Source organism: Polaribacter vadi (assembly GCF_018861005.1).
In the GTDB taxonomy this organism is placed as follows: domain Bacteria; phylum Bacteroidota; class Bacteroidia; order Flavobacteriales; family Flavobacteriaceae; genus Polaribacter; species Polaribacter vadi_A.
This window is the reverse complement of the sequence record NZ_JAHKQL010000022.1, coordinates 188,317-203,318: the sequence shown is the minus strand read 5'-3', so window position 1 is coordinate 203,318 and position 15,002 is coordinate 188,317. Positions and strand designations below refer to the sequence as shown.

The following is a 15,002-nucleotide window of genomic DNA, read 5'->3' as shown; positions in this document are numbered from 1 at the left end:
TAGGTTTTTTTAGATGTTTATGATTTTTAAGTTTAAAAAGTCTACTCTAATTATTATTAATTAGAGTAGACTTTTGGTAAATTATAATTTATACCTAGCTCCTACTGTATATACAGCTCCTTGTCTAGTTAATTGTGTAAATAAAGAAGGATCATTGTTTATATAATCTCTTCTATCACTCGCAGTAAGATTTTGAACACTTGCTGATAATTGTAACTTTTTGGTTACCTCATAGTTGGCACGAATATCTAATCTATCAAAACCATCTGTGTATGTTACATTTGAACGAATATCACTTCCACCACCTATGTTTCTAAGAAAACTACTCCTGGTATTATATGCTACACGAACACCAAAAACGCTACCATCATAATATAAAACAGAGTTTAAGTTATGTTTAGATGAACCAGGGAAACTATTATCAATATCGTTTATTTCTTCATCAAATTTACTATCTACATAAGTATAATTTGCTTGTACTCCAAAGTTTCTAAATGCATCTCCAATAAAGCTAAATGGCTGTCTAAAACCTGCCTCAAACCCATATAATTGTACTCCTGTAAAATTCACTGGAGTTGTTGCATCAAATAACTGACCATCAAGTCCTGATGGGCTAGCATCAAAATTAACATCACCAAAGTCAGATAATTGAGAACCAAACGTTGTTTCATCTATTATAAAATCGTTTATCAATTTATAAAAACCACTTAATACAAAAGCTCCACCAGCTTTATTATACCACTCACCTGTAGCATCAAATTGCCAGCTACTAAATGGTTTTAAGTTAGTGTTAGACAATGTCGCTGTTCCGTTTTGAGAACCTGCATCTGGAGAGTCTGGATTAATATAACTAAGTGTATTTGTTGGTCTTAAATCTAAGTAATCTGGTCTAGAAACTGTGTTTACAGCCGAGAAACGTAAATTAAAATTATCTTTCAATGCAAAGTTTAAATTTAAAGAAGGTAAAACATCCCATCTAGATGAAGATGAAGTTGTTGGTACTCCTGCAAAATTTTCTGGACCTATAGTATCAGATGGGTCAGTTAGTGTAATTGTAGAAAATGCACGCCCTTCTACTTGCCAATTTACAGCTCTTACCCCAACATTACCAGAAACTGGAACACCAGCAAATTTAGATTTAAAATCTAACTGCCCATAAACAGAAGTTGTTTTTTCATCTAAATCCCAAGAGTTTTGAGTAAGTAATGGAAGATCTCCATTTGTAACACTAAATAAATCTCCTTCAAATGAAGAACCTGCAGTTCTATTAAATACATCTGGGTTGTTTGCTCTTAATAACTCTTGATTGATCATTAAAAAACTGTTGTTACCAATATTTCTACCCGCAGCAAAATCTGAACTAGATACTCCTGTAACATAAGTATTGTAATAATATTCAGGATCTAGGTAGTTTGCTTCCCAAGATTGACCTGCACCTGCTAATTGCGCTTGTCTACTATCTAAATTTGTTGCACTATAACGCCCACCAAATCGTAGTTTTAATTTATCATTAATTGTATTTTCAAAATCAATTCGTACAGCATGATTATTTCCTTTTAGCATAATATCTCTTAAAAAAGCATAGTCTCTTGGGTTTGCATTTGCAATATCTGTAGATGCTGCTTGATCAAAATTAAAAACAGCCAAATCACCTGTACCATCATAGCTTAATGACGGCACATTAAACCAAGATTGGGTTAAAGTAAGTCTTTGATCAAAATCTATATTAGAAAGTGATAAATCTCCTGTAATTTTCCAATTATCTTTTTCCCATTTTAAATTTAATCCAGTCATAAAACTTGTCTGGAAATTATCATATTGTGTAGGCACATTTGCGGTTCTAGCAACTGGATTACTAGAATTTTGAGTATTAAAACCTCTTAATACATTGTTTTCATCGATATTTAAATCTGCTGAAGGAAATGTTACATTATTTGTTTCTAATTGAGGAAATAATCTAAATTGATTACGTGTAGAACGGTTATCAAACGAAGTGTATAAAACATCTGCATTTAACTCTAATTTTTCATTAATTTTCCATTGAAATGCTGCTGAAATACCACTTCTGTCTACTGTATTACGAACTGGATTATATCTAGTTAATCCAGGAGACAAAACACCTGTATGAGATATATCTGCTGTACCATCTCCATCTGTATCTTCATTTATATTTCTTGAAAGATACCCCATATTATAAGAATCAAATGCTCTTTTTGAATTACTAGTTATTGAAGATAACATGAAACCAACTTTTTCATTTTTTGATTTTATACCAAAAATAGCACTTACACGAGGTCTAAACGCACTGTTGTCTCCGTAATCATTTACATCTCCACGTGCATTAATTGCTAAATAATGATTTTTATCTCCATAGCGTAAAGAAAGTGGCTTTATCGTTTGAAAATCTACAGCACCACCTAAACCTGGCTCAACAAGATGAGCTTCTGATGATTTATACACCATTGCACCTCCCACAACTTCTGTTGGTAGAACATCTAAATTAAATTGTCTTAACCCATCTATACCTTCATTACCTGCAGAAAGTGGTGTTCTACCATTAACGGTGATTTTTACAAATTGAGGACCAACACCTCTTACAGAAACTCGGTCTCCTCCACCATTACCAGAATCATCACGTTCTACCTGAAGACCAGGTACACGTTGTAAAGCATCTGCAATGTTTTCATCAGAATAATTTCCAATATCTTCTGGAGTAATAGCTTCTACAATACTTGCAGCTTTTCTTTTTACTGCAATTGCTCTTTGCTCAGCACCTCTAAAACCAGTAATAATGATTTCATCTAATTGCGCAGAACTTTCTTTTAATATAATATTAATTGTAGACTGTTCACCAATAGCTTTATCTAAGGTTTGATATCCTAAATAAGAAAATCTAAGTGTAGTTGCACTACCTGGAACACTAATTTTATAGTTCCCATCAATGTCTGTAGTTGTTCCTGTAGAAGTTCCTACTGCAAAAACTGAAACACCAATAATAGGTTGACTTGTTTCGTCTAATACTTTACCGGAAATTTGTTTTTTTTGAGAAAAAGCAAAAAGCCCTTGTAACATACATAACATAAACAAGATTTTGTTTAGTCTGATTTTTTTCATAATCGTTAAATTTAGTTTTTAATTGATTAAATATTTGATAACAAAAAAATACAAAAACTAAAAAGTTAGCTTACTCAAATCGGTATTATTCTTTCTTATTTCAATCATTACATAAATACACAATATAATTATCTGATTAACAGTTTTTTAAAATTCCATTCTAATTCCTATTTTAATTAAAAATCACAACTTAATTAAAAATTATTGCTATTTATTTTAGCAATTAAGTTTAACAAATCGAGGTTTTTATTTTAAAAATCAAAGTATTTATAACCAAAATTATTACTTCATAATTAACCTTATCATCGAAAATAATTGTTGTTGTTTTTGCAAATTGTTATCAAATTACGATTGAAAACTTCATGTTCTGTTTCTATATTCTCACCTTACTTAACTAAACAAATAATTAAATTCTATTTCTTACTAAGAATTACAAAGCACCAATAGTAAATAGTAACTTAAATACATATAAGTACAATTTAATAAGTACAAAAAAGAGACTGCCTTTTCAGACAGTCTCTTTCATTATTTTAAGTTTACTATTGGAAAAACTACATTAAAACCCAGACCCAGGATCAGCAGGTGCTGATGCTGCTTGGGCTTTCTGTGGGTTTAAAATCATATATGTACCAAGAGCAGTTAAAGCTGCATATTTACTATAGTTTCCTATTTTTTTAATTGCGTCTTTACGAGTAATGTCTTGTTCTTTATTATTGTTATCTATATTTTTATTCATGATGTTATTTTTTATAAGTTATAATTATTAAGTATATATTATTTAAAAAATTATTCCATAATAATTTTTTTATTCAACGTACCCGTTTCTGTTTGAAGCTGAACAATATACATCCCTTTTGCTAATTTTGACAAAGTAATATCTTTAACACCACTTGTAACAAAAGAGCTACTTAAAACTTGTTTACCAAGAATATTATATAATTTAACACTAGCATTACCTTGCTGTAAACCAGCAACTCTTAATGTTGAACTATTTGTTTTAAATATACTAATACCATCTAAAGTAATAGTATCATCTACACTCAACACAGATTTAGCAGAAGTATGTAAATAAAATCTACCAATGCCATCAACCTCTTCTTCTAAAGTAACTTTATAACTTGTTTCACCTAAATCAGTAAATACATTTTTTTCTCTATCTTCAAGGATAACCTTTATTACTGAAGGTAAATTTAAAGCAGTTGCAGAAAAAGTAATTTCTTTTCCAGCCAAAGCATTTACACCAACAGGTATAACCATTCCTTCATAATTATCATTTGGTAAAGATTGAATACCTAAATCTCTTCCTTCACCATTTAATGCTTTGGTAAAGATTGCAAAAGTATTACTTACACCACTAAACATTGGACCATCGAAACCGTTATCAAAACCAGTTGATGCACCATCTATATAATATACTTTGGCTAATTTCTGAGTAGTACCATCTGAAAGATTTAAATAAATTTCAGATTTATCTCCTCCTTTTTGAAAAGTATCTGACCCTTGAATACTTTGGAAATCTTCGTTAATAGCAAGTGTACCTGCAGCTCCATCAGATTTTACAAAAAATCCTTGTCCTGGAGCAATTTGAAAATCATCAACAGTAACAATAGGATCATAATCACCTGATCCTTGATTCCAAACCCAAATAGTTTGTGAATCTAATGATTCAGTATTTGTTGTTAGCATTGTTGCACTGTTCACATAAGATGTGTATGGGTTACCTGCAAGATTGAAACCATCTCCTGTTGTTGTAAGGGTAATAGGTGTTAAATCATCTGTAAGCACTGAACCAGTATAAGATATACTTCCTGAAGCAGCCAATTTTATTGAATAACCTTTACCATTTGTAAGTGTATTTGCACTTGCAGTACCATCATAATAAGACCAAGTATTATCTACTGTATTATAAGAAGCCAAACCTTGGTTAGGTGCATTATCTACACTTATTGCAAGACCTGAAGCAGTTGCAAAATCATCTTCACCTTGCCCAACAACTGGAGAAGCAATTGTATACCAATTTGTTGTACTTATTGTTCTATTATAAGTAATATTACCAGTAGAAGTTCCATTTACAATTAATGATCCACCCGAATTTACAGTTAAAGAGCCTGCACCATCAACTGTTAAATTATTTACACTTACTCCTGTAGAACCACTAATAACAGGATTTTGTCCTGAAGGTATTGAAACATTATAAGTAGAATTTGGTACTGAACCTATATCCCAATTGTCTCCATTAGCCCAATCTGTACTTTCACTTCCATCCCAAGTAGCAGATAAAGCAGGGAATTGTACTGCATCTATATACATAACTGCACCATCTAAATCTGCACTAGCATCATTAAAATTAAAATAAATTAACGACTCATCTAAAGATGAAGACCCACCAGAAAATGCAGTCATAGCAGAGTAATTAATTGTCACTTCATTCCATTGATTTGCAGTTAAAGTTTGATTTGCTGATTGATAACCTTCATTATTAGCATTATTTCTTATACGATATTGAACTGATGGTGTTACACTACCTGTATTTATACATTCTGGATATACTCTAAAACTCACAGTTCCTGATGGCTTAGCAGACAATGTTTCATGATTAAATTTAAAGAATCCGAACTTATTACTACCTCTTGTAACTTTTAACACTGTAGTAGAAGCATTACCATCTGTAGAGGGTGTTGCCACATTTTCTTCAATAGTCACCAAATTATCACCAGAAACCGTTGTTTTTGTATTGGATGGTCTATTGTCATACAACCAAGCATTACCAAAAGCTAAATCTGCTGTATCATCAGTTATTGGTGTAGCTGGGTTAACATTAAACTGTATATCATCTATATACAAGTCTTCAAAAGCTGATGCATCTAAAGATGGTAAAATGTTTAAAGTATTAAAAGTTGCAACATTATTTGTAGTTGTTAAGGTTGTAGTACCTGAAATAGTTGTCCAAGAACCTGCAGTTCGTGTTCCAGATGGTGTAAGAATAACAGTGTTACTTCCTGCCAAACCTGTACCTGAATTATATATCCTTAAAGACACAGAACCAGTGTTGGTATTAGATGCTGAATATATACGTATACTCCATTCTAATTCAAAACCATCAGCCAATGTATAGGGTAAACTTAGTCTTACTTGGCTATTACTAGCATTTGAAGTTATTAAAGATACGTTTGGATTATCAGTGTCTCCTGCATCTGGGTTTGTTGTTGAGGCTGTATAAGTCGCTCCATTTGCGTTGGAAAGGTAAGATAATGATCTACAATCGTCTAAATCATGTACATCATACAATTGCCCATAACTTATTATTGAGCTTGCTAAAAATAGAAATGTAAATAGTGTTTTTTTCATAATTAATGTTTTTTAAAAAAATAGTGGTTATTTTTTGTTAGTCGGTTTTAAATCTAAAAGCGTAAGTTTTTCTTTTCTATAGGAAAGTGGTAAAATAGTTTTTTTCATAAATGTAAATAGTGTTTAATTAATTTGGGGTAAAATTAATATTGCTACACCTATGACTCTTTTCTCAAATCGATTTTTTTCTTTCTCAAATCGATTTTTAAAAAATAAACACCTGAAATATAGTTAATTATAAATTTTAAGGAAAGTGATATTTATTTCTTCTTCAAATATTCAGAAGGAGAAACACCGAGTAATTTTTTAAATGAAGTAGAAAAATGGGAAGGTGATTCAATGCCTATTTGATACATAACTTCGGTTACATTAAAACCTTTATTGCTTTTTAATAAATCTGCAGCACGTTGTAGTCTAAAGTTTCTTAAATACACATTTGGTACCTGACCTGTAAGTAGTTTTAAGCGTTTATAAAAATAAGACGTACTCAATCCTATTTCTTTTGATAATTCTTCTACCCCAAAACTTGAATCAGAAATATTTTTTTCAATAGCGGTAATTATATTACTTAAAAATTCTTTATCTCTTGCAGACATTTCAATATCTCCTTTAGGTATAGAACTATTTTTAGAAAAATGTTTTTTAAGTTTTATACTATTTTGTATAAGTCTCTCTGCTCGAATTGCTAAATGTTTTAATGAAAAGGGTTTGCTAATATATTCTTCTGCACCAAACTCTAAACCTTTTATTAAATTTTCATCATCACCAAGTGCCGTTAAAAGTAATACTGGAATATGACAGGTTTCTGGATTTATTTTAATTTGTTCGCATAAAGCAAAACCATCCATTATTGGCATCATTACATCACTAACAACTAAGTCTGGTTCTTGTAATTTAATGTGTTCTAATGCTTCAAGTCCATTTTTTGCCATTAATATATTATAGCGATTAGAAAGGAAATTTCTTAAAAATATTTGAAGATCCTCTTCATCTTCTACAATAAGAATAGTATGCTTGTTTTTTTCACTTTCCTTTTCATTTTCTATAATTTCTTGTTTATACTCACTTGGTAAAGGTACCCAGTCTTTAATATAAGATTTATTAGTTATATCTATTTCAGAAATATTTTGTTCATTATTCGTTGTTGATGGGATTATAATTGAAAATTTTGTTTCAACATTTGGTTGACTTTTCACCTTAATTTCACCTTTAAAAAGTTCTACTAAAGACTTACAAAAGGCCAAACCAATCCCCCCTCCACTATTATTCTCTTTATTATTTCCTAATTGATAAAAACGCTCAAAAATATTATCTAAATCTTTTGCAGGAATTCCTTTACCTGTGTCTATAACATCTATTTTTATCTGTTTACCGTTTTCTGTAGTTATAATATCAGCTTCTATGCTAATATTACCATTTGGAGGTGTATTTTTAAAAGAATTTGATAAAAGATTAAAGAGTATACGCTCTATTTTTCCAACATCTATTATAATTTCTTCATTAGGTGAACTAACTTTATAAAAGAAGTTTATGTTTTTTTCAATCGCATAATTCTCAAAGGCTTCTGTTGCTGGATAAATAAAATTTCCAAGTGTAATTTTATTTAGATTTAAACTGATAAATCCTTGTTCTGCTTGACGAAACGTTATTAATTGATCTGCCAAACTTAATAACCTTTTTGTGTTTTTTTGAATAATTGCTAAGTATTTTGATTGAGCTTCATCTTTATTAATATTTATAACCTGCTCTAAAGGACTAGCTATAAGGGTTAAAGGCGTTCTAAATTCATGGGAAATATTTGTGAAATAACGAAATTTACCTTGATTGATTGTATCTATTCTCTCCTTATCTAATTTTTCATAAATCAGTTTTTGTTTTAACTTTTCATGTTTGATAAGATATATCATTATCCCTACAACTATTAATACTACAACTATAGTAAACAATAAATAACTCCAAAAAGTTCGATACCAAGGTGGTAAAATTTTAAGTTTTATTTTTTTTATTTCTGAGTTCCAAATACCATCTCCATTGGCAGCTTTTATTAGTAATGTGTAATCTCCAGAAGAAAGATTTGTATAACTTATGGTAGTTTTACCACTTTCAGACTCAATCCAATCATTATTAAAACCTTCTAATTTATATGCTAATTTATTTTTTGAAGGTGTTGATGTATGATCAACAACCAATTGAAATGCAATGGTTTGTTCATTTTGACTTACAGAAATACTTTCTGTTTCAGAAATTGATTTTTTAAGTATGGTTTCCTTATTTAATTTTTCACCTATTTTTACTTCCTTATTATTAATAAATAAAGCCGTGATTATTATTTTAGGAGGTGTATTATTTTGCTCTATATTTTCTGGCTTAAAAATGGTTAATCCATTTAGTCCTCCATAGTAATAATAACCTGAATTACCTTTAAAGTAAGCGCCTTGCCTAAAATTGTTTTGTGCCAAACCATCTCTAACATCAAAAACATTTGTTGTATTAGTTTTCATATTAAACTTTACCAACCCCATGTCTGTACTCAACCAACAATACTTATCATTCTCTTCTAAAATACCATATATTGCATCATCTGGGAGTACATCTTTCTTTCTGTAATATTCTATTTTCTCAGGAATTCCTGAGGTATTAGTCGTAATTTTATTTAATCCACCACCAAATGTACCTGCCCAAACATGGTTTTTATTATCTGTATATAACGAAAACACGTTGGAATTACTTAACTTTAATTCAGTTGTTTTTTCATCAGATAGCTTTCCGTTTACAACTAATTCACCGTCAATAAAAGAACCATATAATAACCCTTTATTTGTACCAATCCAAATTCTATTTTTAGTATCCTTAATTATAGTGTGGCAAAATGTTCTTCCATATAAATTTATAAATGATTTAACTTCTAATTCTGGAGATTGTTGTTTTTTAATCCTTGACCAAGGATTTTCGATTACAGAAATTTTACGTCCTACAAATACAATATTGTTTTCATCTAACTGAAGAATATCTCTATAGCCTTGCTTCTCCAGAATCTCATCATCCTTTTTTAAATCTACCTTTTTAAAACTTTCATTTGATGGATTATAAACAAACAAATTAAAATCGGCTCCAAACCAAATAAACCCTTTATCATCTTCATAAATACATCTAATTGTATTATTAAATGGAAAAGGAATTTTATTTTTAACACTTTCAAACTTAAGATTATAAATTTGTTTCTCGTTAATTTTTTTTGTGCTTCTTAATAAATCCTTATTATTAAAAAAAGATAGCCAAAGTCTACCTGTGTTATCTTCTAATATAGATGTTATCAAGTTATCTGTTAAGGCAAACTTATCATAGGGATTTTTAGAGTAATTTATAAATTGTTTTTGGGAAATATCTAATTTATTAATAGCACCTTGAGCTGTACCAATCCATAAAACTCCATAATTATCTTGAAAAATAGTATTGATATAATTACTAGTTAATCCAAATTCATTTTTTGGATTGTATCTATAATTTAATATTTGGCTTTCTTTGTCTGAATATTTTAATAAACCATTCTTTTTTGTTCCAATCCATACATCACCATTATTATCTTCAAATACAGAATTAATAGACAAAGGAGGGTTCGTTTTTTTTGCTCCATCAATATAATCAATAACATCAATTATTAATAACTTATTTTCTATTAGAGTGGTTTTATACAAGCCTTTATCGGTTCCAATCCAAAAAATGTTTCCTAGCTTTTTTACGACATGAATAAAGGTATTGTCAAAGTTGTCAAAATTTAAAATTGATTTTACCTTAAAAGTATAAGTTGAAGTGTCTTGTTCTAATTTTATTTTTTTTATCCCAGAATTGGTAGCTAAGATTAGCTCTTTTTTATTAATAAAACTAAAATCTTTTATAGTTAAGATATTAGTAGCGTCTATTAGTAGATTTTCAGAAACGTTGAAAACACCTTTTTCTATATCTTTTAATTTACAATGGTACAAATGGTTTTCTCCTGAAAACCAAACTCCTTGTCCATTTGGGTCAGAAATTATTTGACTAACTTCTATTTTAGAAAGAATTGGAACAGTATAAAATCTTTCGAGCCAAGGAATATATACATTTACTCCTACATTAGTACCAATCCATAATACACCATTAGATTCTTTGTGTAAGGTGGTTATATTATTACTAGAAATAGTTCCATCTGTGTTAGATTGAGCAGAATAAGTTGCAAATTCATACCCATCGTATTTAATCAATCCGTTTGGTGTTCCAAACCATAAAAATCCATATTTGTCTTGAGCAATGGAATTTATAGTATTTTGGTAAAAACCTTCTTTATTGGAAAACCTCTCGAAATTTTGTCCTGATATTATAAAAATATTAAATAGTAAGAAGTTGGAAATATATAGAAGTCTTAAATATTTCTTCATATTTCAAATTTAATTTATTTTTCTTAAAAAAAAAGAAATTTTTTAACATTATATCATAGAATTTGATCAATTTTAAACTAAGTAACTGTCTGTTAAAATTCCACAACTTAGTTGTACATAATGATGATGAAGTATGAGCATCTGTAAATTTAACCCTATTATTAGCCACATTATTTACAACCAAATCTCCTGAATTTTTCGTTATTAAAATAACAAGTCAAGGAGATATATGTAAAAAAATATAAAATGTAATTATAAATAAAGTTTATAGTTTTTCTTTTACTTGACAAAATCAACTAAAAGAAAAAAAACTCTAATTAATAACTTGTGGCGACTTTTAAATAAAGGAAAATTTTATATTGTATCAGAAAGTTTACACTTATTTTTTCTAATCTATTTTCTTTATAAAGAGTTAACATTTATCATATTTTTTTAAAAAACTTGCTCTTAATTTTGTGTTAGAATTAATATAAAATTAAATTATTTTGAAAAAAAACATTCTAGTTTTAGTAATCTTATTAAGCACCATAAAGTTAGCTGCACAAGAAGAACATTTTAAACATTTTAGAATTAGTCCAGTGCTTAGTCATACTTACATTCCAATGGCTACAAATGATGGAGATAAAACCGTAATTGTACCTTCTATTGGTTTAGATGTAGAATATTGGTTTAATAAAAAATGGGGATTTGGTTTCCATAACGATTTAGAATTAGAAACTTTCGAAATTGAAAAAGAACATCAGATTTTTATAGAAAAGGAGTTTCCTGTAGTTTTAACTTTAGATGCTCTTTGGAAATTTCACAAAGAATGGATTTTAGTTTTTGGAACTGGTATTGAGTTTGAAAAAAATGAAGATTTATTTATTATTAGAACAGGTTTAGAATACGAAATTGAATTTGGTAATCATTGGGATGTTGCCCCTACTGTTTTTTACGATTATCGTTCTAACAACTTTGGTACTTGGTCTATAGGTATTGGTATTGGTAAACGATTTTAATTAGGTCTGAATACTTTTTTAAATCATAAAAATTAAAATTTTATTCGACTTATTGATTACCTTAGGTCTTCGTATTTTTTATTGAAATCTAACATAAATGAATAAAGAAGATATTTTAGGTAACTTTTCTATCCTTGGTTCTAATCAAAATGAATCAAAAGAAACCTACAAAGGCGAATTAACGCTTAGTTTAGATGATAAAAATAGGATTGTTGCAAAGTGGCTCATCAATAAAAGTCAAGAGCAATTTGGGATAGGTTTTTTTAATAAGAACATTTTGGTCATCAACTTTAATTATCAAGGTGATGAAAACTCAGTATATTATGGTACTGTAGTCTATAAATGTATAAGTAAAGATATTTTGGAGGGATTTTGGTCTGAAGAATTTGGAAATCCGAAGTTCTTAGGAACAGAAAACTGTTTTAGAATTAAAGATTCTAAAACAGTTTTAAATTAATTGTATTGTTAGTAAGTTACTTAGTATAAAGAAAAATAATCATTATCCATTTTTTCACCTACTAAAGATAAATCATCTACTAATTTTTCTATAAATCCTTTTAAATCTCCCTGCACATCTTCTATGGTTTTATATTCATGCTCGTATTTTAATTTACCAATTAAAAAAGCAGCAGAATCTTTGTGTGGCATTTCGTCTTTAGACAAGTAACATATATAACTATGTATACAGTTTAAAGAGTTCATAATAGATCTTGGACAGTGTGGATTTAAAATTAAAAAGTCTAAAACTGTATGGCTTGTAGGTACTTTTCTATAATATCTACGCATCATATCATAAGATTCTACACACTTTAATAAAGTTGTCCATTCATAACTTTTGGTTAGTGAACTACCAAAATTTACTTTTTCTATTAACGCATCATTATATTTAGAATTTATAATTCTAATTACTTGGTTTGCTCTTTCTATATAAATACCCAACATTATAATTGCATAAACTTCATCGTGTAATAAAGTACCTCTAATTTTAGTTCTTAGAGAAGCAACATTTGCAGTTATCATTGTTGTAAAATCGAATAAACTATTTTTTACAAATCGATTTTTATCGTAATTATTTACAGTTCTTTTTAAAGTATTAATAGACTCATAAAGCTCTGTAGATATTAAATCTCTAGCTCCATTTGCATTTTGTTGTGCATTATTAATAGCAGAAACTATAGAGAAAGACTTTTCTGGATTTAAACCAATATCAAAAAGCACATCTTGCTCTTCTAATTCTTTAGTCTCTTTTAATTCTTCTTCATCTGCTACAAACAACATAGAACGCAGTACAAATTGTCTTGATTGAGAAATATCATTAGGTGCATCTAATGATGAAAAATAATTGACATTCATATACCTTGCTAAATGCTCAGAACGTTCTATATAACGTCCCATCCAAAATAAATTATTGGCTACTCTTGCTAACATAAAATAGTTTTATTTTTTTAATACCCAAGTATCTTTAGATCCTCCTCCTTGTGATGAATTTACAACTAAATTCCCTCTTTTTAATGCTACTCTTGTTAAACCACCTTTTAAGACAAAATCTACATCTTTACCTAATAAAGTAAAAGTTCTTAAATCTACATGTCTTGGTTCAAAAGAATTTTCTTCTTCTATATAAGTTGCATGTGTAGAAAGCGACATAATAGGTTGTGCAATATATTTTCTTGGGCTTTCTTTAATGGTTTCTTTTACTTTTTCAATTTCTTCTTTGGTTAATTTATTACCAATAGATATTCCATATCCTCCAGATTCGTCTACAGGTTTCACAACCAATTTATCTACATTTTCTAAAACATATTTCAATTCATCTGGTCTACTACAATGATAAGTATGTACATTATTTAAAATTGGTTCTTCATCTAAATAATATTTTATAATCTGAGGCATATACGTATAAATAGCTTTATCATCTGCAACACCAGTTCCTGGTGCATTAACTAGATTTACTTTACCTTTCATATAACATTTAAACAAACCTGGCACCCCTAATAATGAATCTTTTTTAAACTCTAAAGGATCTATAAATTCATCATCTACTCTTCTGTAAATAACATCTACTCTTTCTAACCCTTTAATAGTTTTCATATAAACAAAGTCGTTTTCTATGAATAAATCTCGCCCTTCAACAAGCTCAACACCCATTTGTTTGGCTAAAAAAGAATGTTCATAATAAGCAGAATTATACACACCAGGTGTTAAAACAACACATTTAGGTAAATCTACCCCTTTAGGTTTTACAGATTCTATAACTTCTAATAAATTTTCTCCATAATCAGAAACATTAAAAGATTTATAATGATTAAAAACCCCAAATAATGTTCTCTTTAATGCAGATCTATTACCTACAACGTAACTAACACCAGAAGGGCACCTAATATTATCTTCTAATACATAATATTCTCCATCTAAATGTTTTATTAAATCTGTACCAGAAATATGGTTATATACACCTCCAGGAGGATTAAAGCCATGCATTTGCTTTAAATAGTTTGCAGATGAATTTATTAATTCTATTGGTACAATACCTTGTTTAATTATTTTTTGATCATGATATAAATCCCATAAAAAAAGATTTAAAGCCTTGCTACGTTGTAACGCTCCTTTTTCTATTTTGGTCCATTCATCATTTCCTATAATTCTAGGAAATAAATCAAAAGGAAATATTTTCTCTTTTGTTTCTTGATCACTATATACCTGAAATGTAATACCTTGATTAAAAAAAGCATCTTTTGCTTTGTCATTTAAATTTACAAAGTCATCTACAGAGTACTCGCTAAATAAGTTAAAAAGTGTTTGATATACTTCTCTTACTTCATTATTTTTTGTAAAAATTTCGTCATAAAATCTTGAATCAAATTCATAAGAAGAAAAAATTGGTAAACTAGTTGGTGCTTTCAAATTGAGTCCTTTTTTTGGTAAATTTAATAAAATAAAACATAAATATATACCTAAATTTACGATTTATGTTAAATTATTTTAACTAATTTTACAAAAAGCTTAGCTTTAATTTATCAAAACTTTGTTTTTATTAAAAATACAATAATCAACAAAAAGTCGAATTAATTTTTTGATATTTGTAGTTAAATTGTAGTAGTTTCGTTAAATTAACGTTCGCTTAAAC

At 28.8% G+C, this 15,002-nt stretch carries 8 protein-coding genes; 2 read left to right on the top strand and 6 right to left on the bottom strand.

The features are described 5' to 3' along the window. Positions 1–81: 81 nt before the first annotated feature. The 4 genes from KO506_RS11730 to KO506_RS11715 all read right to left on the bottom strand — a co-directional run bounded on the left by KO506_RS11730 (position 82) and on the right by KO506_RS11715 (position 10,877). A complete protein-coding gene (locus tag KO506_RS11730) occupies positions 82–3,114 on the bottom strand; it encodes a TonB-dependent receptor (RefSeq protein WP_215995098.1) in 3,033 nt (1,010 codons plus the stop codon). Between the two features lie 556 nt (positions 3,115–3,670). After that, positions 3,671–3,850, bottom strand: a complete 180-nt coding sequence (locus KO506_RS11725; RefSeq protein ID WP_215995097.1) for a hypothetical protein — start codon at positions 3,848–3,850, stop codon at positions 3,671–3,673. Positions 3,851–3,900: 50 nt separating this feature from the next. Next, positions 3,901–6,462 carry a T9SS type A sorting domain-containing protein gene (locus KO506_RS11720; protein WP_215995096.1) on the bottom strand — a complete coding sequence of 854 codons (2,562 nt, stop codon included), beginning with the start codon at positions 6,460–6,462 and terminating at the stop codon, positions 3,901–3,903. Positions 6,463–6,722: 260 nt separating this feature from the next. Continuing rightward, positions 6,723–10,877: a hybrid sensor histidine kinase/response regulator transcription factor gene (locus tag KO506_RS11715; protein WP_215995095.1), complete on the bottom strand. Its 4,155-nt coding sequence runs from the start codon at positions 10,875–10,877 to the stop codon at positions 6,723–6,725. Positions 10,878–11,362: 485 nt separating this feature from the next. Between KO506_RS11715 and KO506_RS11710 the strand changes: the two genes are divergently transcribed. Continuing rightward, on the top strand, positions 11,363–11,875 hold the full coding sequence (locus KO506_RS11710) for a hypothetical protein (RefSeq protein ID WP_215995094.1): 513 nt from the start codon (positions 11,363–11,365) through the stop codon (positions 11,873–11,875). Positions 11,876–11,972: 97 nt separating this feature from the next. Continuing rightward, complete coding sequence (locus KO506_RS11705; protein ID WP_215995093.1) at positions 11,973–12,332, top strand: hypothetical protein; 360 nt, start codon at positions 11,973–11,975, stop codon at positions 12,330–12,332. A 20-nt stretch (positions 12,333–12,352) separates the two neighbouring features. Here KO506_RS11705 and KO506_RS11700 read toward each other — a convergent pair whose 3' ends face one another. After that, entirely contained in the window at positions 12,353–13,303 is a 951-nt protein-coding gene (locus KO506_RS11700; protein WP_215995092.1) for an alpha-E domain-containing protein, read from the bottom strand. Between the two features lie 9 nt (positions 13,304–13,312). After that, a complete protein-coding gene (locus tag KO506_RS11695) occupies positions 13,313–14,779 on the bottom strand; it encodes a circularly permuted type 2 ATP-grasp protein (protein ID WP_215995091.1) in 1,467 nt (488 codons plus the stop codon). Between the last annotated feature and the right edge of the window lie 223 nt (positions 14,780–15,002).